At 45.0% G+C, this 20,840-nt stretch carries 21 protein-coding genes; 10 read left to right on the top strand and 11 right to left on the bottom strand.

Annotation, left to right across the window (positions count from 1 at the left end; translation table 11 throughout):
* Window positions 1–83 precede the first annotated feature (83 nt).
* Both bmrC and bmrD read left to right on the top strand, forming a co-directional pair.
* On the top strand, window positions 84–1,841 hold the full coding sequence (bmrC, locus tag AC0C66_RS14685) for a multidrug ABC transporter ATP-binding protein BmrC (RefSeq protein ID WP_072182728.1): 1,758 nt from the start codon (window positions 84–86) through the stop codon (window positions 1,839–1,841).
* Window positions 1,838–3,859, top strand: a complete 2,022-nt coding sequence (gene bmrD, locus AC0C66_RS14680) for a multidrug resistance ABC transporter ATP-binding protein/permease BmrD (protein WP_072182729.1) — start codon at window positions 1,838–1,840, stop codon at window positions 3,857–3,859. The genes bmrC and bmrD overlap by 4 nt, the downstream gene beginning before the upstream one ends.
* A 44-nt stretch (window positions 3,860–3,903) precedes the next feature.
* Here the strand turns inward: bmrD and AC0C66_RS14675 are convergent, their stop codons facing one another.
* The 6 genes from AC0C66_RS14675 to spaC form a co-directional block, all read right to left on the bottom strand.
* Complete coding sequence (locus AC0C66_RS14675; protein ID WP_461845685.1) at window positions 3,904–4,524, bottom strand: NAD(P)-dependent oxidoreductase; 621 nt, start codon at window positions 4,522–4,524, stop codon at window positions 3,904–3,906.
* Between the two features lie 38 nt (window positions 4,525–4,562).
* Window positions 4,563–4,688 (bottom strand): hypothetical protein, encoded by a 126-nt coding sequence (locus tag AC0C66_RS14670; RefSeq protein ID WP_014113213.1) that lies wholly within the window; start codon window positions 4,686–4,688, stop codon window positions 4,563–4,565.
* A 104-nt stretch (window positions 4,689–4,792) separates the two neighbouring features.
* The gene (gene sspB, locus AC0C66_RS14665) at window positions 4,793–4,996 is read right to left on the bottom strand and encodes a beta type acid-soluble spore protein SspB (RefSeq protein ID WP_003233287.1); all 204 of its coding nucleotides are present in this window, start codon (window positions 4,994–4,996) and stop codon (window positions 4,793–4,795) included.
* A 208-nt stretch (window positions 4,997–5,204) separates the two neighbouring features.
* A complete protein-coding gene (locus AC0C66_RS14660; protein ID WP_072566014.1) occupies window positions 5,205–5,423 on the bottom strand; it encodes a YheE family protein in 219 nt (72 codons plus the stop codon).
* Window positions 5,424–5,575: 152 nt separating this feature from the next.
* On the bottom strand, window positions 5,576–6,937 hold the full coding sequence (locus tag AC0C66_RS14655) for a YheC/YheD family endospore coat-associated protein (protein ID WP_461845686.1): 1,362 nt from the start codon (window positions 6,935–6,937) through the stop codon (window positions 5,576–5,578).
* Window positions 6,927–8,018 (bottom strand): spore coat associated protein SpaC, encoded by a 1,092-nt coding sequence (gene spaC / locus AC0C66_RS14650; protein WP_014113216.1) that lies wholly within the window; start codon window positions 8,016–8,018, stop codon window positions 6,927–6,929. The genes AC0C66_RS14655 and spaC overlap by 11 nt, the downstream gene beginning before the upstream one ends.
* Before the next feature lie 267 nt (window positions 8,019–8,285).
* On the opposite strand from spaC, the gene AC0C66_RS14645 reads away from it, so the two are divergent.
* Together AC0C66_RS14645 and AC0C66_RS14640 are read left to right on the top strand one after the other, a co-directional pair.
* Window positions 8,286–9,419 (top strand): DUF445 domain-containing protein, encoded by a 1,134-nt coding sequence (locus AC0C66_RS14645; protein ID WP_014113217.1) that lies wholly within the window; start codon window positions 8,286–8,288, stop codon window positions 9,417–9,419.
* A 93-nt stretch (window positions 9,420–9,512) separates the two neighbouring features.
* Window positions 9,513–9,866, top strand: coding sequence for a YlbF/YmcA family competence regulator (locus AC0C66_RS14640; protein ID WP_003224239.1), 354 nt, complete (start codon window positions 9,513–9,515; stop codon window positions 9,864–9,866).
* A gap of 42 nt (window positions 9,867–9,908) precedes the next feature.
* Here the strand turns inward: AC0C66_RS14640 and AC0C66_RS14635 are convergent, their stop codons facing one another.
* Complete coding sequence (locus AC0C66_RS14635; RefSeq protein ID WP_332606720.1) at window positions 9,909–10,982, bottom strand: DNA alkylation repair protein; 1,074 nt, start codon at window positions 10,980–10,982, stop codon at window positions 9,909–9,911.
* A 486-nt stretch (window positions 10,983–11,468) separates the two neighbouring features.
* On the opposite strand from AC0C66_RS14635, the gene AC0C66_RS14630 reads away from it, so the two are divergent.
* Together AC0C66_RS14630 and AC0C66_RS14625 are read left to right on the top strand one after the other, a co-directional pair.
* A complete protein-coding gene (locus AC0C66_RS14630; RefSeq protein ID WP_014113220.1) occupies window positions 11,469–12,335 on the top strand; it encodes a Cof-type HAD-IIB family hydrolase in 867 nt (288 codons plus the stop codon).
* Between the two features lie 112 nt (window positions 12,336–12,447).
* Window positions 12,448–13,953, top strand: coding sequence for a coproporphyrinogen III oxidase (locus AC0C66_RS14625; protein WP_014113221.1), 1,506 nt, complete (start codon window positions 12,448–12,450; stop codon window positions 13,951–13,953).
* Window positions 13,954–13,970: 17 nt separating this feature from the next.
* Here AC0C66_RS14625 and khtU read toward each other — a convergent pair whose 3' ends face one another.
* The 3 genes from khtU to AC0C66_RS14610 are packed head-to-tail and all read right to left on the bottom strand — an operon-like array spanning window position 13,971 to window position 16,071.
* Window positions 13,971–15,188 carry a K(+)/H(+) antiporter subunit KhtU gene (khtU, locus tag AC0C66_RS14620; protein WP_063334972.1) on the bottom strand — a complete coding sequence of 406 codons (1,218 nt, stop codon included), beginning with the start codon at window positions 15,186–15,188 and terminating at the stop codon, window positions 13,971–13,973.
* A gap of 7 nt (window positions 15,189–15,195) precedes the next feature.
* Window positions 15,196–15,693, bottom strand: coding sequence for a K(+)/H(+) antiporter subunit KhtT (gene khtT, locus AC0C66_RS14615; RefSeq protein ID WP_072182737.1), 498 nt, complete (start codon window positions 15,691–15,693; stop codon window positions 15,196–15,198).
* Between the two features lie 60 nt (window positions 15,694–15,753).
* Window positions 15,754–16,071, bottom strand: a complete 318-nt coding sequence (locus AC0C66_RS14610; RefSeq protein ID WP_072182738.1) for a hypothetical protein — start codon at window positions 16,069–16,071, stop codon at window positions 15,754–15,756.
* 185 nt (window positions 16,072–16,256) lie between these two features.
* On the opposite strand from AC0C66_RS14610, the gene AC0C66_RS14605 reads away from it, so the two are divergent.
* Entirely contained in the window at window positions 16,257–17,024 is a 768-nt protein-coding gene (locus tag AC0C66_RS14605; RefSeq protein ID WP_072182739.1) for an enoyl-CoA hydratase, read from the top strand.
* Window positions 17,025–17,044: 20 nt separating this feature from the next.
* On the opposite strand, the gene AC0C66_RS14600 is transcribed toward AC0C66_RS14605, so the two are convergent.
* On the bottom strand, window positions 17,045–17,230 hold the full coding sequence (locus AC0C66_RS14600) for a YhzD family protein (protein WP_061188280.1): 186 nt from the start codon (window positions 17,228–17,230) through the stop codon (window positions 17,045–17,047).
* A gap of 126 nt (window positions 17,231–17,356) precedes the next feature.
* On the opposite strand from AC0C66_RS14600, the gene AC0C66_RS14595 reads away from it, so the two are divergent.
* The 3 genes from AC0C66_RS14595 (at window position 17,357) to AC0C66_RS14585 (ending at window position 20,837) form a co-directional block, all read left to right on the top strand.
* On the top strand, window positions 17,357–18,253 hold the full coding sequence (locus AC0C66_RS14595; RefSeq protein ID WP_072182740.1) for an ABC transporter ATP-binding protein: 897 nt from the start codon (window positions 17,357–17,359) through the stop codon (window positions 18,251–18,253).
* Window positions 18,246–19,505, top strand: coding sequence for an ABC transporter permease (locus AC0C66_RS14590; protein ID WP_072182741.1), 1,260 nt, complete (start codon window positions 18,246–18,248; stop codon window positions 19,503–19,505). The genes AC0C66_RS14595 and AC0C66_RS14590 overlap by 8 nt, the downstream gene beginning before the upstream one ends.
* Before the next feature lie 105 nt (window positions 19,506–19,610).
* Window positions 19,611–20,837, top strand: coding sequence for a DNA repair exonuclease (locus tag AC0C66_RS14585; RefSeq protein WP_072182742.1), 1,227 nt, complete (start codon window positions 19,611–19,613; stop codon window positions 20,835–20,837).
* Window positions 20,838–20,840: the final 3 nt, after the last annotated feature.

The raw sequence follows: 20,840 nt of genomic DNA, 5'->3' as shown, positions 1-20,840 counted from the left end.
AGGGCAGCTCATGTCAAACTAAACGAAAAAAGCAGCAAGGAAAAAATAGAAGGCGGCTGATGAGATAAAGGAGATGGGGATCGATGTTTTCAGTATTGAAAAAGCTTGGCTGGTTTTTTAAAGCGCACTGGCTGCGCTATACGATTGCAATTGTGCTTTTATTAGGAGTCAATGTCATTGAAATGTTTCCGCCTAAGCTCTTGGGGAACGCCATAGATGATATGAAATCGGGGGCGTTTACTGCGGAAGGGCTGCTGTTTTATATCGGTATCTTTTTTGTGCTGACGGCGGTCGTATATGTCATGTCTTATTTTTGGATGCACCAGCTGTTCGGCGGAGCGAATGTGATGGAGAAAATTCTCCGTACGAAGCTGATGGGGCATCTTCTGGCCATGTCGCCGCCGTTTTATGAAAAAAACCGGACAGGCGATTTGATGGCACGGGGGACGAATGATCTTCAGGCTGTCAGTTTAACGACGGGGTTTGGCATCTTGACATTAGTCGATTCTACGATGTTTATGATGACGATCTTTTTGACGATGGGATTTCTGATCAGCTGGAAGCTGACCTTTGCCGCCATTATCCCGCTTCCTATTATGGCGATTGCAATCAGTCTATACGGAAGTAAAATTCATGAACGGTTTACGGAGGCCCAAAATGCGTTCGGGGCGCTGAATGACAGGGTGCTTGAATCTGTTTCGGGCGTCCGGGTGATTCGCGCGTATGTACAGGAAACAAATGATGTCCGCCGGTTTAATGAAATGACCGCAGATGTTTATCAGAAAAATATGAAAGTGGCTTTTATTGATTCGCTGTTTGAGCCGACAGTCAAGCTGCTTGTCGGTGCCAGCTATTTGATCGGGCTCGGTTACGGAGCGTTTCTTGTGTTCCGGAACGAGCTGACGCTTGGCGAGCTTGTTTCCTTTAATGTTTATCTCGGCATGATGATTTGGCCGATGTTTGCAATCGGTGAACTCATTAATGTGATGCAGCGGGGCAATGCGTCATTAGACCGGGTAAATGATACCCTTTCTTATCAACCGGACGTGATGGACCCAAAGCAGCCCGTTGAATTGAAAGAGCCTGGAGATATCGTTTTCAGCCATGTCAGCTTTACATATCCAAGCTCAACAAGCGGCAATATTCAAGATATTTCGTTTATGGTACGAAAAGGGCAGACTGTCGGGATTGCCGGTAAAACCGGGAGCGGAAAAACAACGATTATTAAGCAGCTTTTGCGCCAGTACCCTGCCGGTGAAGGGAGTATCACATTCTCAGGCGTACCGATTCAGCAGATCCCTCTTGACCGGCTCCGCGGGTGGATCGGATATGTGCCTCAGGATCATTTGCTGTTTTCAAGGACGGTAAAAGAAAATATTTTATACGGAAAACAGGATGCAAGTGATGAAGAGGTTAAGCAAGCCATTGCCGAAGCACATTTTGAAAAAGATTTACACATGCTCCCATCCGGTTTGGAGACAATGGTTGGTGAAAAAGGGGTGGCGCTGTCCGGCGGGCAAAAACAAAGAATTTCGATTGCTAGAGCACTTATGGCGAATCCGGAGATTTTGATCCTGGATGATTCGCTTTCTGCCGTAGATGCCAAAACAGAGGCAGCGATTATCAGGAATATCAGAGAAAACCGCAAAGGAAAAACGACATTTATTTTGACGCACCGTTTATCCGCGGTAGAGCATGCTGACCTGATCCTTGTGATGGACGGCGGCGTGATTTCTGAGAGAGGCACGCATCAAGAACTAATGGCCAATAATGGGTGGTACAGGGAACAATATGAAAGACAGCAGCTGTTCACTGCGGAAGAAGGGGGAGCAGGGGCATGAAAACAGGAAAAACGTTATGGATGTACGCACTCCTATATCGAAAATTGTTGATCACTGCCGTCCTATTGCTTGCGGTCGCCGTCGGGGCAGAACTGACCGGGCCATTTATCGGCAAAAAAATGATTGACGATCATATCCTCGGCATTGAAAAAACATGGTATGAAGCTGAGGAAAAAGATAAAAACGCCGTTCAGTTTCACGGCACTTCTTATGCCAGAGAAGACCGTATCCAGGGACCTGTTTCTCAAGAAAAAGAAGCGCATATTTATCAAGTGGGAATGGCGTTCTATTTTGTTGATCAGGCTGTCAGCTTTGACGGGAACAGAACGGTTTCTGACGGAAAGCTGACAATCACAAATGGAGACAAGAGCCGGACATATGCTGCCGAAAAGCTGACAAAAGAGGAGCTTTTCCAGTTCTATCAGCCGGAAATAAAGGGAATGGTGTTTTTGATCTGCCTGTATGGGGGCTTGCTTGTGTTTTCGGTTTTCTTTCAATATGGACAGCATTATTTGCTGCAGATGAGCGCCAATAGGATTATTCAAAAGATGAGGCAGGACGTGTTTTCACACATTCAAAAAATGCCGATTCGCTATTTTGACAACCTTCCGGCCGGCAAAGTGGTTGCGCGGATTACCAATGATACGGAGGCCATCAGGGATTTGTATGTCACAGTGCTGTCAACATTTGTGACAAGCGGAATCTATATGTTCGGGATATTCACGGCTTTGTTTCTGCTGGATGTTAAGCTCGCGTTTGTGTGCCTGGCAATTGTGCCGATTATCTGGCTGTGGTCGGTCATATACCGGAAATACGCATCTTATTACAATCAAAAAATCCGCTCGATCAACAGTGACATTAACGCAAAAATGAATGAGTCCATTCAAGGCATGACAATTATTCAAGCTTTCCGTCATCAAAAGGAAACAATGAGAGAATTTGAGGAATTAAATGAATCTCATTTTTATTTTCAAAACAGGATGCTGAATCTAAACTCCTTAATGTCCCATAATCTTGTCAATGTGATCCGGAACCTTGCGTTTGTCAGTTTGATCTGGCATTTTGGCGGTGCAAGCCTGAATGCGGCCGGGATTGTTTCCGTCGGTGTGCTGTACGCGTTTGTCGATTATTTAAACCGGTTATTTCAGCCGATCACAGGCATCGTCAATCAGTTTTCAAAGCTGGAGCTGGCACGGGTTTCTGCCGGGCGTGTTTTCGAACTGCTTGAAGAAAAGAATACGGAAGAAGCGGGTGATCCGGCGAAGGAGCGCGCGTTGGGGCGGGTTGAATTTCGTGATGTGTCATTTGCTTATCAAGATGGTGAAGAGGTATTAAAACATATTTCCTTTACCGCGCAAAAAGGCGAAACCGTAGCGCTTGTCGGCCATACCGGATCAGGAAAAAGCTCGATTTTGAATCTCCTGTTTCGTTTTTATGATGCGCAAAAAGGGGATGTTCTGATTGATGGGAAAAGCATTTACAACATGTCAAGACAGGAACTCAGATCCCATATGGGCATTGTGCTTCAGGACCCGTACTTATTCTCGGGCACGATCGGATCTAACGTAAGTCTGGATGACGAAAGAATGACCGAAGAAGATATCAAAAAAGCACTGCGGCAAGTCGGTGCCGAGCCGCTTCTGAAAAAGCTTCCAAAAGGCATTAATGAACCCGTGATTGAAAAAGGGAGCACGCTATCCTCTGGAGAGCGGCAGTTAATTTCTTTCGCAAGAGCTTTGGCATTTGATCCCGCCATTTTGATTTTAGATGAAGCGACGGCGCACATTGATACAGAGACAGAGGCCGTGATCCAGAAGGCGCTTGATGTCGTCAAACAAGGGCGCACCACCTTCGTCATCGCTCACCGGCTTTCAACAATCAGAAACGCGGATCAGATTTTGGTCCTCGATAAAGGAGAAATTGTTGAGAGAGGAGATCATGAGGAATTGATGGCAGTCAAAGGCCAATATTATCAAATGTATGAGCTGCAAAAGGGGCAGAAACATTCCATTGCATAACGCTCAAAAACCCAAAACAATCATGTTTTGGGTTTTTTATGTAGTTAATAAGCCAGTCCGGCACGGTATCCGATATACTCTCCTGTAACGAGCTCACGATATAGAAAATCAGCAGTATCGCCGACCGTAATGCTCGTGCCGCCCTCCGGCAAAACGTCACGCTCTGTACGATAAACGCCGGTTGCTGTTCCGTCCGGGAGGTAAGTGGGACAGATAATTGTCCAGTCTAACGAGGAATCTTTTAGCATTTCGTATACTTTTGCATGCTCCTTGGCTGCACGGGTTAGCTTTCGTTTCGATTCATTTGTTTCAAACCGGTATTTTCCTGGTTCATATCGGGAATCAAGAATGCCTGCGGTACCGATCGTAATCAGCCGTTTGATATGCTGTTCTTTCATAATGGCGATTATATTTGCCATCGCTGCGGACAGGGTATCATCACCATCTGTGCCGAGACAGCTGATCACGATTTCAGCATCCTTCACAACTTTTTTCACATCTTCCCGGAGGCGCGCGTTCCCCATGACGATTCGGTCTTTTGGAAGGGGAAGCTCAGCATGTTGAGATCTGACCAGAGCGTAAATGTCAAACTGTTCATCTGCGGCAGCTTGTTTTAAAAAGGCTTGTCCGACGCGGCCGCTGGCACCAAATAAAGCGATTTTCATCAAAAAACCTCCTTGCCCCTCATTATAAAAGGATGTTCTCAGTTTGAACAGCGCGGGAAAGAATACCTGTACAAATAGACAGAACGATGGGAAACATATTCATGAATCATGGATATACTTACGAACTGAACCAGCTCCCAATTCACAAAGGCGATGAATGCCACCCTTATTCCCTCCCTTTTTTTCTAGGGTATGTGGAGTAGGAAAAAAGGGTGACAAATATAAAGAGAGCGCGGAAACCACGCCCTCTAAAGCCATATATTGAATGTTATTGAACTCTGCCGCCCATTTGCTGCTGAGCGAAAGATACCAAACGTTTTGTGATTTCTCCTCCGACAGAACCGTTAGCGCGGGAAGTTGTATCCGCTCCAAGGTTAACGCCGAATTCAGAAGCGATTTCAAGTTTCATTTGATCGATAGCCTGAGCTGCGCCAGGAACTAGTAAGTCATTTGAAGAGTTTTGGTTAGCCATGTGTAAAATCTCCTTTTTGTTTAGTATGGTTGGGTTAACTGGAGTTGCACCAGTCTGTGGACCCGTCTCGGGTGTCACTGCCGCTCGGCGTAACCCAATGCTTGCCGGCTTGTTACTAGTATTATGTTAAAATGGCCGGAAACTCATGCGGAGAATTGAGTGGTAAATCTTGAGAAGGCATAAAAAAAGCTTAGCCGTTCAGGCTAAGCTAGTCATAAATATGAAAAAGCATCAGTTCATGTATCTCGTTTGTAAGAGCAGGCTCGTCAGCGCGGGCGGGAAACAAATCTCCCCATTCAATCTCACCGCTTTTATGATAGATGCCTTCATAATGGGTTCCTTTATAATAAAACGAAATTCTCCATCCGGGCAGCTTTTCTTTTTGGAACAAAGGTTTCCAGCTGAAATGAGAAATCATTACGGCCACGCTCCTTAAAATTGATATCAATTGACCTGAATACGAACGAATTGTGTTCATTGTACCACTGTTTCAAAACATCATTGAAGAGGTCTTTGTGATGCAGTTTGTCCCAGCTTTTGACAAAGATAAGCCCGCTTTATCAAAAAAAGCGGGACAGATTACGAAGGCCACAGCGCATCATGGGAGGTGATCGCCTTCTCGGATAGATATGACGCGTATTCAAAGCTTCTTCGTTTTGTCAGAGAATCAACATGATGCAAATTCGGATGAGAAAAGATACTGCGGCCCGGACGTGAATTTGCTTCAAACATCCATACCTTACCGTTCTGATCAATGCCAAAATCGAAACCGATCTCCCCGATAAACCCCTCGATATGATCATGAAGCACATGACTTGCCGTCAGTGCCGCAGCAGAAAGCTTTTTAATGACCTCAATTCTTTCAGCGGGATCATCGTATACTTCTGCAAGTGTTTTTACTATTCCGCCATTAGAAAGATGTGTTGTAATGCTGTTTTCTCCGGAAATTTTGACGGCTATGGCTGTCACCGTCCATTTCCCTTTTCTGTTTTTATTCGTATGGACACGGAAATCCGCTGGTTTGCCTTGAAATTTGATCAGATCCACACCTTGCTGAATGAGAAAGTCAGACGGGTCGTGCTGTTTTCGAAATTCTGCCAGAAATGCGGCGGAATCGGAATAATCGATTGAAGAAAACGTTTTGGCATCATTTGTATGTTTCACCGTCAGGCCGTCGTCTGTTTTTGTCAGCTGATAAATGCCGGTGCCGAGTGCTCCGTTAGCCGGTTTAATATAAACTTTTTTATATGCAGCGCAGAGCTCATCAATCCGCTCCTCAGATGGTGTCAGCTCGGATTTCGGTAAGAAAGGGGCTGTTCTCGGATCTTGTTCGAGCAGTTGATGAACGCTCCATTTATTGAAAAATGTTTTATTAAACCATGGAATTTGATATTCATCGATCAGTCTCTTTTTTGTATGTTGCAAGAGAAGCGAATCTTCAATTTTTCGGTTTGGCAAACGGTCATAAACGACGTTCGGCAGTGGGACGATTTTTTTCTCCCAGCCGTTTTCTCTGTAGAGGAGCCCCTCAATCGTGCCTTCCTTCCAATTGATTTGGTGCGCGCCAAAAACGAAGCAGTAGCCTCCGGCTTGTTCGTGTAACGTGACGAGCTTAGAAAAAAAGAGAGAACGATCCTTAAAAGGGCGCTCAAGAGATACGGTAAACCCCGCCGTAAAGATGCCGATTAGCGGCCCGATATGCACCGTATGGTCATGAATCAGAATGTCAGCCCTGCTTCGGTGGGGAAGCAAAAGCTCATGAAATAGATTTTCAGAGAGAAGCACGGTTTGGTCCAGGTGCTGTCTGTAAGAAACGTGGCATCTGACAACCTTCGTCCCGAACGCGGCATGCAAAAGTCCGTTTCGCTTCAGCGAAGAGGGCAGGAACAGGGTATTTTCACTGTTTTTGTCTATGCCGATCAAAAACCGTTTACGATTCACGCGGAAGAACTCCTTTCTGGCTTTGCTCAGAAAACAGATATTGGCAGCGCTTTAGGGGACAAGTGTACAGCTGTTCTTTTTGCTCGGGAGAAACACGCAAGATTGACTTTCTGCCCGGCTTGGAATTGATATCCAAGATCCAAATTCTTCCGTCCTTCGCAAGGCATATATCAAGCCCGAGTTCAAACAGCGGCCCGTAGCGCTCGTCAAGATAATACGGAACCGACTGTGTAATCGAGAACACGTCATCAAGTAAGACCACTTGCTGTTTTTTCGGTATATCTTCAAACCAAGAATCAAATGTCAGCGCATCAGATCCGCCAGACAAGTTGGCCAGCAGCCCGTGTTTGTATCCGCGTCTCACTGCCTTTCCGACTGTATTCCATTCACCTGCTTCGTTTTTTTCCATGAACAGGCGGATATCGCACGGGTATTGTTCCTTATCTTGAATATTTAAATAAGGCTGAAGCAAATATTGGTGCTGAAGTACTTTTTTGCACCATGTTTTAAAAGAAGCCTGGTTGGAAAAGGTTTTTGTCTGCTTATCTTTTCCGATGTGATACGTAGCGGTAATGTTTTTCTTGCCCAGCTCCAAAAGAATCACGCCTCTGCCTCCTGCGCCGAATGCCGGTTTTAAGATGCAGGCTTTTTCTTTGGATAAGAAGGAGTGAATTTGTTCATAACGGCTCACCTTCATCGTTTCCGGAATATAAGGATTGATCACAGCATGCTGCTGCAGATCATGAAGGACGGTCCACTTATCGGGAAGACCCCGCCCGATAAATTCCGTTTTCGGATATTTTTTAAGCCACTCAACGATAGGTTTTGCTTTTTGGGATTGTGAATCCTTGCCGTAAAAACAGCGGTCATAAATATAATCTGGAATTGCCATTTCAGTTTCGTTCCATGTTCTGCTGGCCGAATGATAAACCGATGCTTTGACACGCAAGGTGTCAGGAGAAATATCAAACGGTGTAAACCGGATGAAACGTATGCCAAATTCGGGTGCTCTCTTGGCCAATTCTGCGGAATAGTCCGCTTCATGCTGGCGGGTTAAGGACATAAAACCGAGTGTTATCATGGTGAGACTCCCCCTTTTATTCAAAAGCTGCCGGCGGGTGTCAGCAGCTTTACGCTAAATACATTCAGGATGAACGCAGCTGACGGTATTCTACTTTACAGATTACGATTCTTCACCTTGCCCTATTCCAAAAGAACAAGCTGATTTTCTGACAACAGGAATTTGTCTCCTCGTTTGCTAAGTGATTGCATGAGCATCTATAATACGAATAGGTACATCATCTATATGAAAATAAGCTGAATGACAGATGGAGGAAGATGAATAGGAATGGGTATTGCAGGAACCTTTATTTTTATGATCGTGATCGGCGCTGCTATTGGCGCGGTGACCAATCATTTAGCAATTCAAATGCTATTTAGGCCCTATAAGGCGTACTATTTGTTTGGAAAACGAGTCCCTTTTACCCCCGGGCTGATTCCGAGACGACGGGATGAACTTGCAAAACAAATGGGACTGATGGTTGTCAATCATCTCTTAACCCCTGAGGGCATTAAAAAGCGGCTCGTTTCTGATGCAGCCAAAACGCAGGCTCTTCAAGTCGGGGAACAGCTGATTCAAAAGCTGTCACTTTCTGAAGTGACAGTAAAAGAAGCGCTTGAAAAAGCCGGGGTGAAGCGTCCTGATGAAGCGGCAGACGCATGGATCAGCCGCTGGACGGATGATAAACTGAATGAGCTTTTCCGCCAATACGAGCACCAATCGTTAAAAGACCTGGTGCCTTTGGAAGTGCAGGAAAAGCTTGAGGAAAAGATCCCGATGATTTCAGGATATATATTGTCTCGCAGTGCCAGTTATTTTGAAAGTGATGAAGGAAAAATCCGTCTCGGCAATATGATTGATGGCTTTTTGAAAGAACGCGGCATGCTTGGAAGCATGGTACAAATGTTTCTGGGTAATACAAGCCTTGCGGACCGCGTACTGCCGGAGCTGCTGAAGTTTTTGCGGAATGAGGAAACAAATAAACTGCTTTCTGATCTCTTGAAAAACGAATGGGGCAAGCTGAGGGAGTATACGTTTTATGAAGCAGACGAAAAATGGAATGCAAAAGCGCTCATTTTCAGCCTGAAACGAAGAGTGCTGCAAACATTTTCGACTGCTCCTTTCTTCGACAATACGATTGGCACACTTACCGTCCGCTATGAATCTGAGCTGACCGAGCAAATGCTGCCGGCACTATTAGACAAATTGCTTGAAGGGGTTTCGGCTAATCTTGAAAGTGTCTTAAAACGGATGCGCCTTGAGGAAATCGTCAAGGAGCAGGTGGATCAGTTCCCGGTGCAGCGGCTTGAAGAAATGGTGCTGTCCATTTCAAAAAAAGAATTTAAAATGATTACCTATTTGGGAGGCCTTCTCGGCGGAATCATAGGTGCAGTTCAAGCGTTGTTTGTCACCCTTTTTTAAGAAGACATGGTTCTTGAATAATGAAAGGAGCTCCATAGTCTGTTATAGTGGAGTGGTATGTCTAAACGGCAATGATGAAAGGAGCTATTCACAATGGCAGTTAATTTTTATGATGTAGCATATGATCTGGAAAATGCATTACGCGGGAGCGAAGAGTTCACCCGTTTGAAAAACCTTTACGATGAAGTAAACGCAGATGAATCAGCGAAGCGCATGTTCGAAAACTTCCGTGATGTACAGCTTAGACTCCAGCAAAAACAAATGGCAGGAGAAGAAATTACACAAGAAGAAGTGACTCAGGCCCAAAAAACAGTTGCGCTAGTACAGCAGCACGAAAAAATTTCTCAGCTGATGGAAGCGGAGCAGCGCATGAGCATGCTGATCGGCGAATTGAACAAAATCATTATGAAGCCTTTAGAAGAGCTTTACGGCAGTGTCGAAGGCTAATCAGCAAAATCCCTTCTTGGAAAAGAAGGGATTTTCTTTCATTCAGCAAACTTGGAAATCCAATGAGTCTTTTACCTCTCCATTGATAATCACTGATAATGTATGAATTCCTTTGTAATGTTTTCTGGTAGTTAGATCCTTAAAGGATTGAACTCTTATGTATGACTTCGTTTCGTTTTTTCTTATAGTTGTTTCTGTTATTTTAAATACTTTTTGATGACGCTGACCTCTTGCTTTTACAAAATCAATTCCGTACTCAATTCTTACTTTTTGATCCCTGTCTGAATGAATAGAGAAAGAAAATTCAAGGCTTTCGCCAATAACTATACGGCTGGATTGACATGTTAAATCATGTAATTGTATCGATTCAGCATTTTCATAACCAAAAAGCGCTAAGGCCTGTTTATCACCCTTTTTTAATAAGGTCCGATAGGCGTGTTTGATGATCCAATCGGTATAAGGATGTGTTCCGTACCATTGATCTGCGACTTTTCTCAGCAAATGAGGGTGAGTTTTTGATATATCATTCAGGTTGTTGGCCACGCTTTTCCTTACATATAAGGACTCGTCCTGCATCAGCTTCTCAAGGATCGGCAGAACGGGGGAAGGATCCGATTTTAAAGCGGGTATCGATTTTCCCCATGGCAGGCGGGGTCTGCTTCCTTCGCTCGCAAGTCTTCTCACGTGTTCATTTTCATGCTCGGACCATTTAAGAAATTGTGCAATCATTTTTTCTTGATCTAAAAGCAAAAAAGGCCTTACAGCAAATTCTGAGGTAGAATATTGCGTAAAGTATTCCAATGCCCTTATTGATTCCTCCCAATGCGCTAACCCGTACTGTTCCACATAATCAGGGAATAGAATTCCGCTGAGTCCTTTAAAATGGGGGGCTGCATCCCGTAAAATTGAGAGCGCTTCATTGTAATGTTTTGGCAGTGTTTCGTATAAGGAAGCTGTAATGCGGCGCATCCGCTCTTTTAAAGCGAGTTCAGGCCAGTCTTCCTGCAGCAATTGTTCCTCGAAGTTGTCTTGGTTAAAATCAGGACAAGATGCCTTTATATGGTGTATCAATCGAGATATTAGTTTTTCATTGTATATTTCTTTTAAATCAGCCATCTGATCACCGCTTTTTCGTTTATTATTTATATTATATGGGAATGTATGTTCTGTATCAAGCGATTAGTTCCAAAAATTAACAACAAATCCTACCTTAGTATACATCATTTGGATACTTTTTTTAGTTAAAAAAACCCTTGTCATCAGCAAGAAAAACTGAGATAATGGCATTGAAAGCGCCTACACTTACAAGGTTTCAATTGGATACGGTCGCATATCATGCCGTTAAATAGAGGGGATAAGCAACAGAGAGTAAGTGTTCGGAGCGCATCATCGGTCAAACAAGGGGTTCCTGATACATGATTTTTCGTAAATCGAAATAACGATATTAGGGAGAATGGCTGCTTCGATCGTATCCTATCATCATGCCATACATAAAGTCTGCTGAGTCAGGCTTTTTTTGCTTTCCAGAAAAGGTTGTTCTAAACACAGAGACAGGGTCATATCCTATACACAAGTACAGTCATCAAGGAGGGGGACATCTCTGTGTCAAAACAATTGCTTGCCTTAAATATAGATGGAGCGCTGCTACGGTCGAACGGGAAGATTCATCAGGCAACGAAGGACGCGATTGAATATGTAAAGAAAAAAGGGATTTACGTTACTCTCGTGACCAATCGCCATTTTCGTTCAGCACAGAAAATAGCGAAATCACTTAAGCTTGATGCCAAGCTGATCACCCATAGCGGGGCATACATCGCTGAGAAAATAGACGCCCCGTTTTTTGAAAAAAGAATTTCTGACGATCACACCTTTAACATTGTTCAAGTGCTGGAGAGCTATCAATGCAATATTCGGCTTCTTCACGAGAAGTATTCCATTGGAAACAAGAAAAAGGTGAATTCAAATTTATTGGGGAAAGCACTCATTCATCCGTCTGACCCGATCTTTTATCCAGTCCAGTTCGTTGAATCATTAAGCGATCTTCTCATGGATGAGCCGGTGAGTGCACCTGTCATCGAAGTGTATACGGAGCACGACATTCAGCATGACATCACAGAAACGATTACGAAAGCCTTCCCTGCGGTTGATGTTATTCGCGTAAACGATGAGAAGCTGAATATCGTCCCGAAAGGTGTCTCGAAGGAAGCCGGCCTGGCCCTTGTCGCTTCAGAGTTGGGCCTGACTATGGATGATGTCGTGGCCATCGGGCATCAGTATGACGACCTCCCGATGATTGAACTTGCCGGACTTGGGGTAGCGATGGGGAACGCCGCTCCGGAGATCAAGAGAAAGGCAGATTGGGTCACAAGGTCGAATGACGAGCAAGGTGTTGCTTACATGATGAAGGAATATTTTCGAATGCAGCAGCGAAAAGGATTTCTTGATAAGTTCCACATGAAACGTGTGTAAAAAAAGCCGCTCGCGCCCTGACAGGTGCGGCGGCTTTTTTGCCGGATTGATTTTAACGGTTTATTTCTGTACACTAAAGAAAGTTTTGAATCTGATAAATTAGGTGATGAAGTTGCAAATTAAAATAGAAGGCATACATGATGACCGCCTGCATCGGCCTCTGCAAAATATTGCAAATTTGTTTTATGAGGAGTGCGAGCTTGTGTACGGCGGAGAGGAGCCCGCAGATTTTGTCATTTCTTTAGATTGCTCACAAACGGATGAGCATGTGACGGTTTCGGGAGAAGTGAAGGGAACTGTCATAAAGGAGCAGCATACAAAATCTTTTTCTCCCGATATGAATGAAAAAGAAGCCTTTAAGCAAGTGAAAAACACGATTTCTTATGTGTATCTCAATCTTCTTCAGGCGCATACGGGCATCACGCAAAAGTGGGGAATTCTTACAGGCATCCGGCCCACAAAGCTGCTTCATAAAAAGCTGCAAAGCGGAATGCCGAAGGCGCAAGCTCACACTGAATTGAAAAAAGACTATTTAATTCATGATGAGAAAATTGAGTTAATGCAAGAAATTGTTGACCGACAGCTGGCGGCAGTACCGGATTTGTATCAAGTAAAGGATGAAGTCAGCATTTATATCGGCATCCCGTTCTGTCCGACAAAGTGCGCATATTGCACATTCCCTGCATACGCCATTCAAGGGCAGGCGGGCAGAGTCGGCTCTTTCTTATGGGGGCTGCATTACGAAATGCAGAAAATCGGCGAATGGCTGAAGGAGCATGATGTCAAGGTTACAACCATTTACTTTGGCGGCGGGACACCGACAAGCATTACCGCGGAGGAAATGGATTTGCTGTATGAGGAAATGGTCCGCTCCTTCCCGGATGTGAAAAACATTCGCGAGATTACGGTGGAGGCCGGACGCCCTGACACGATTACAGAAGAAAAACTCGCCGTTTTAAACAAATATGACATTGACCGGATCAGCATCAATCCGCAATCCTATGAAAACGAAACGCTAAAGGCGATCGGGCGGCATCATACGGTTGAAGAGACCATTGAGAAATATCATCTGTCACGCCGGCACGGCATGAATAATATCAACATGGACTTGATTATCGGTTTGCCTGGGGAAGGCGTGAAGGAATTCAGACACAGCCTTTCAGAAACGGAAAAGCTGATGCCGGAATCTCTTACGGTTCATACGCTTTCCTTTAAACGGGCGTCAGAAATGACGAGAAACAAGCATAAATACAAAGTCGCCGGCAGGGAAGAGGTTTCTCAAATGATGGATGACGCGGTAGCCTGGACGAAAGAGCATGGGTATGTGCCTTATTATTTATACCGCCAGAAAAACATTCTTGGAAACCTTGAAAACGTCGGATACTCTTTGCCGGGACAAGAAAGCATCTACAACATTATGATTATGGAAGAGGTCCAGACGATTATCGGAATCGGCTGCGGCGCTGCTAGTAAATTTATTGATCGGGATACAGGGAAAATCACGCATTTTGCGAATCCGAAAGATCCGAAATCGTACAATGAGCGCTTCGAGCACTACACGGACGAAAAAATCAAATATTTAGAGCAGATTTTTGAAAAAACGACAAAGCAGCACTGATTACAGTGCTGCTTTTTTTATCCCTGTTTTTTTGCGGGCTGAACCTCAGGCTTCCATTTAAATACCTTGTTCAGCAAGCGGTAAATTCGTTTTGATTCCTTTGTGACAAGCGGTCCCAAAATCGCCAGAATGAGGACATATAATGCGGCAAACGGTTTTAATGTGGCCGACAGTCCGCCGGCTATTCCGAGATTCGCAACGATAATCGAAAATTCTCCCCGCGATACGATCGTCAGCCCGATATTCGATGAAGCCTTATGAGAAAGCCCTGCGCGTCGTCCTGCCACCATTCCGGCGATAAAATTTCCCAGAATGGTCAAAATCACTGCACCCAACGCAAGCCAAACCGCTTCACCAAGCGAAAACGGATCGATACTGAGGCCGAAGCTGAAAAAGAACATCGCACCGAAGAAGTCGCGAAACGGAACAACGAGGTGTTCAATCCTATCGGAATGCTCTGTTTCTGAAAAGACCAAACCGAGCAGCAGCGCGCCGATTGCTTCTGCTACATGAATCGTCTCTGAAAACCCGGCGATAAAAAAGAGTGCTGCGAAAATGACGATAATAAACACTTCGTTTGAGCGAATGTCCAACAGTTTGTTCAACAGCGGCGGGAGTTTTCTTGCTGCGATAAAAAACAGCAGCATATAACCGAAGGCGATCAAAATGGACAAGAGTGCACTCCCGACTGATGTCGCATCGCCTAACACAAGGCCGGAGACAACGGACAAATACACGGCAAGGAAAATATCCTCAAACATAATGATGCCGAGAATCAGCTCGGTTTCCGGATTCGCGGTTCTTTTTAAATCAACGAGCACTTTTGCGACAATCGCACTTGACGAGATTGTGATGACGCCTGCGAGGATGAGGACTTCCAGAAAGGAAAATCCGGTGATAAATCCGTAAAGCAGTCCGAGGCTGAAGTTAATCAAAATATAAATCGTTCCGCCGACCGCGATTGATTTTCCTGATTTGATTAACTTCCCGACAGAGAATTCGAGTCCGAGATAGAAGAGGAGGAACAGTACGCCCATTCGCCCGAAAAACTCGATGATTTCACTGCTTTGAATAAATGTTAGATCAATAATCCCTATTTTCGGCGCGTGCGGTCCAACAAGCATTCCCAGCACAATCAGAAACGGAATAATCGAAAATTTAATTTTATTGGCGATTACACTGGCAATCGCGACAAGCACAAGTGCTGTACCGACTTCAAATACGAGATGATCCATCGGCCGTTCACACGCCCTCTCCAGAAAGAAAATCGTGAATCAGTTTCTTCAGATGCTTTCTTTCACCTGAGAGGACAAGTGTGTCATTTTCTTCAATAACCGAATCGGCTCCGGGATTTAAAAGTTTTTCCTGATTGTGTTTGATGATGGCGATCACAGTGACATCGTAGTTCTGGCGGACATCAAGCTCCCCGAGTGTGCGCCCGATCGATTTGGCGCCTTTTTCGACCTTAAACCATTCAATAATGAGATTGCTGAAGGCCATTTCGATGGACTCCAGTGCTTGCGGTTTATAGACCATGCCACCTAGAATAGCGGCAATTTGCCTTGCTTCAGAATCATCCAATGAGATATTGGAAAGGAGCTCATCTGGGTCCCGGTCATTAAACCGGTAAATTTCCCTTCTTCCGTCATCATGAATGATAATCGTCATTTTTTCGTGGCTTCTTGTTTCGATTTCAAACTTTTTGCCGATGCCCGGCAGATCGTTTTCTTTAATATTCAATGAAAATCCCTCCGAATGTAGTGTTGGCCATGGGGCGAGTTGCAAATAAAGCTTGGGGATTTATATTCGGAGGTAATTAGACTGGTATTTGACAGGGACGGCACACACCTTTTCCAGCCTGTTTATCAGCGGTTCGTCAAGGGGCTTGACAGATAGCTGCCTGACAGACTGTGCCAGCGGACTGTACTCTTTGTTCAGGTCTGCCAGGTACAGGCTGCTCGGCGACGGAATTTTGGCCGATTGTGCTTCCTGCGGATATGAGGACATAGGCACATAGCTGTCAGTGCTTGCTTCAAGCTGGGACGGCAGAACCACGTCCGAAGGGGGAAAGTACACCATAAATAAACTTAACAGAAAACTGATCAGCAATTTATCCATGTTCCTTTCCTCCCTTCTCGTCAAGATATCCCTTCTTTTTCACTATATAAAACTTTATGTTTCCATTCAAACAATATGCATTTTTCAGTATCTATTGACCTTGAAAAATAAAAAGGTTTATTTGAGGATGGCGGGGAATGTATATGTGAAGGAAAAAAGCAAGCGCATACATGGAGGTGTTTCATATGGAGTTTATTCAGTATGAAGTGAATGGAGCCGTTGCCGAGATTATCCTGAATCGACCTGATGCCCATCACGCCCTTAATGAACAGATGCTGTCTGAATTGAAGGAGGCGGTCGAAATGGCGGCTGCAAGCGAGGCGCTCATCGTTCTCTTGAGAGGAACGGGGAAAGGCTTTTCGGCCGGCGGAGATATCCGGATGATGACATCAGAGCATGACCCTGATCAATTTAAGCAGCTGATGGATACGATTGAGGCTGTCACTCTGACGTTATATCAGATGAAGAAAGTAACAATTGCAGCTATTCACGGCGCTGCTGCGGGATTGGGTCTGAGTTTGGCGCTTTGCGCTGACATTGTGCTCGCGGAAAAAAACGCCGTTCTCGCGATGAATTTTATCGGCATTGGGCTTGTTCCAGACGGCGGAGGGCATTATTTGCTGAAGAAAAGAATTGGGGAAGCGAAGGCGAAAAAGCTGATTTGGAGCGGGAAAAAACTTTTTGCCGCGGAAGCCGCCGATATGGGGCTCCTTGACGGGACATTTGCCGGAGACCCTGCGGAAGGCGCAAGACCCTTTATCGAAACCCTTTTGGCCTCACCTCTTTTGGCGATGATCGAAACGAAAGGTATCTTTCAAAGCCTCCAGCTTGAAGAACTGAAAAAGGTGCTCTCTCTTGAGCGCAGCGCCCAAGAGAAAATGAGAAGGACCAAGGATCACCAAGAAGGAATCCGTGCCTTTTTAGAAAAACGGGAGCCGAAGTTCCAAGTGTAACAGATCAGCCGGAAAGCTGATCATCTGTGAAACAAAATCAGCTTTCCGGCTGCATTGACTAAACGATGGGTATGACTGTGAAGCTCTTTTTCTTTTAAGAGGGCTTCACCATGCGTTTTAGCCGCTTCTTCATTTTTCGCCTCGAATCGCTCGTTTACCACTGTTTTCCCCGAAGGATCAAAAGCTGTAAGGAAATATTCAGCCATCAGGTTTCCCCTCCATTTTCAAGGTTTATCAGTCTTCTTCATTTATATTCTAAAAAGGAAATCAAAATCCTTTATTATGTTCCATCCAATATTAGTATATAATGGGTCAGGGAAGGAGGAGATTCAGTGCTTAAGATTGATCACGTAACGAAGACATTTGGAGATTTTAAAGCCGTTGACGGATTGGACTTAGACATTCCGGAACAGCAAATGTTCGGTCTTTTAGGCGCAAACGGAGCGGGAAAAACGACGACGTTTCGCATGATCCTTGGCTTATTAAGCATTACAGAGGGCTCAATCAGCTGGAAGGGCCACCCTGTTAATTACAGTATCAGCAACAAAATCGGTTATTTGCCGGAAGAGCGGGGGCTTTATCCGAAAATGAAGGTAAAGGATCAGCTCGTCTATCTTGCCAGATTAAAAGGGATGGAGAAGCGGGAGGCTGTAAAAGAGCTCGGCACATGGCTTGAACGCTTCAATATAACAGATTACGAGAATAAGAAGGTTGAAGAGCTTTCGAAGGGAAATCAGCAGAAAATCCAATTTATTTCGGCTGTTTTGCATAAGCCGGAGCTGCTGATTCTTGATGAACCATTCAGCGGCCTGGACCCTGTCAATGTTGAGCTGTTAAAAGAGGCTGTGATTTCTTTGAAAAACAGCGGCGTTTCTATTTTATTTTCTAGCCATCGGATGGAGCATGTGGAGGAGCTATGTGAGAACCTTTGCATACTGCAGAAAGGAAAGCCGGTTGTGCAAGGCAAGCTGAAGGAGATAAAGCGTTCCTTCGGCAAAAAGAATGTCACCATTCACGCCGATGAAGATCTGCGTTTTTTGCAGTCTCATGAAGGCATTCTCCAATGGAAGGAAACGGCCGGAGGCGTCAAGCTGCAGATCGCTAATGAAGACATTTCTCAAGAGATCTTTGCTATGCTCCAAGGAAAAGGGTTTATCAGAAAGTTTGAGCTTGAAGAGCCGTCACTGCATGATATTTTTATAGAAAAGGTGGGGGCCGTCTATGAATAAATTTTGGATCATGCTTTCTCATACATATAAAAATAAGATTATGGCAAAATCCTTTATTATTTCGACTGTCATCACAGTACTGCTTGTTTTAGTTGTAACGAATCTGGAGTCGATCATTTCTTTGTTTCAAGGTGATGATGCGAAAGAAAAAATCGCCGTTGTTGATGAAACAAACGAATTATATCCGATTTTCTCGAAGCAGCTGAAAGCGGTGGATACAAACAGTGATCTTGATGTGAAGCAATCGAAGCAATCGGAGGATGAAGTCACAAAGCAAGTCAAAGATGAAGCGCTTGATGGCATGCTCATCATTAAACGAGATGAAAAAGGAACCATTTCAGGAACATATAAAGCGTTAACGATTTCTGATGAAAGCACGTACCAAACGCTGCAGCAGGCGCTGACGCAAACCAAAACGGCTGTCGGAACGGCGGAGCTCGGCGTTTCGCAGGAAACGATCAGCAGTCTTTATGCGCCCGTTACTGTCGGGCAGGAGGCACTGAAAGAGGGTGCGAAGTCTGAGGAAGAGCTGGGCCAGACGGTAGGGCTTGTTTATATTATGCTGTTCGTCATTTATTTCTCTGTGATTATGTATGCCAGCATGATTGCGATGGAGGTTGCAACCGAAAAATCTTCGCGTGTCATGGAAATCCTGATCTCAAGCATGCCGCCGATCCAGCAGATGTTTGCAAAGCTGCTTGGCATCGGGCTCGTCGGGATCACGCAGCTTGCAATCATTATAGGAGCCGGCTCTCTGTCGCTTAAGCTGAACCAAAAGAGCGAAACGGCATCATCTGTCGGCGGATTTCTTAATCTGACCGACGTATCAGCAACCACTGTCATCTATGCTGTGATTTTCTTTTTGCTCGGCTACTTTTTATACGCGACACTTGCCGCGTTTCTCGGCAGTGTCGTCAGCAGAATAGAGGACGTGCAGCAAACGATCACGCCGATGACGCTATTGGTTGTCGCCGGTTTTATGATCGCGATGTTCGGCTTGAATGCACCTGATGCAGGATTTATTACGGTAACCTCGTTTATTCCGTTTTTTACACCAATGATTATGTTCTTGCGCGTCGGTATGCTTGATATTCCGTTCTGGCAGGCTGCTGCCGGAATCGGAATCACGCTGCTCACCATTGTCATACTGGCTGTCATCGGTGCCAGAATTTACAAGGGCGGTGTATTGATTTACGGCAACTCAAGCGCATTCAAAGCGATCAAACAAGCACTTCGTTTAGCGAAAAATTGATTAAAAACAGCCTGGGGATTCTCAGGCTGTTTCTTTATTGACAGAACGTGCATTCGCAAGAATTCGATGCTAAAATAAGGGTACTTCATCCTGGAAAGGAGCAGAATGTTGACTGATCTAACCTTTATTCATGCGGCAGATCTACATCTAGACAGCCCGTTTTACGGGATATCGCATCTGCCGGAACCGATTTTTGCCCGGATTAAAGAAAGCACATTTAAAAGCGTGAAACATATGATAGATGCTGCAGTAAGAGAAAACGTTGATTTCATTTTGCTGGCGGGGGACCTGTTTGACGAAGCCAATCGAAGCTTAAAGGCGCAGCTCTTTTTGAAAAAACAGTTTGAAAGACTGAGAGAATGCGGGATTTCAGTTTATGTGATCTTTGGGAACCACGATCATCTTGGCGGGGAGTGGACGCCGATTGAATGGCCTGAGAATGTCCATATTTTTTCGTCCGCAGTTCCTGAAGAAAAATCGTTTTATAAGGAAGGTAGGCGCATAGCAAGCATTTACGGTTTCAGCTATCAGGCCAGAGCCGTGACGGAAAACCAAGCCGCCCGCTATCGGAGGTCGACTGACGCCCCGTTTCATATCGGTATGCTCCATGGCACACTATCAGGATCTGAAGGACACGATCCGTATTGCCCGTTTACGCATGACGATCTCGTGAAAAGCGGAATGGATTATTGGGCGCTTGGCCATATACATAAACGCCAGGTTCTTTCTGCCGAGCACCCGGCAATCATCTATCCGGGAAACACGCAAGCGCGCCATATGAAGGAGACGGGAGATAAAGGCTATTATCTCGTTCGTGTGACTAACGGAGATATTTCTTATGAATTTCAGAAAGCGCATGATGTCCTGTGGGAAAAAGCGGCAGTTGATGTGACGGGGGCAAAGAATATGACTGCCATTTTCCAAATGGTTGAGGACGCGTTTTCGAAGCTCCGGATAAAGGGGAGCCCTGTTTGTGTAAGACTCGTATTACAAGGGCGGGCGCCGGAATGGCTGCTGGAGGCGCCGAAAGGCACCTTGGATGAGCTTCTCGAAGCCTTTCAGGAGCAAGAGGCTGAGGAGGAACACTTCGTTTTTCCGCTTTCATTGGACGATGAGATAGAAAATGAAGCAAACCTTACAAACCTTGATCCTTTTTTTGGCGGTTTATTTGCGGACATTGACCGCGGCGATCTGTCAGATGTGCTGGAAGGGCTTGAGCGGCATCCTGTGTACAGAAGGCACGCGGACCGGTTTAGCCAAGAGGAGTTACAGGAAATAAAAGAACAGGCACAGATTTTATTGAAAAGACAGCTTAAGGTGCTTGAAATATGAGGC

Source organism: Bacillus sp. VA13, from assembly GCF_055710085.1.
This window is presented reverse-complemented; position numbering and strand designations above follow the sequence as displayed.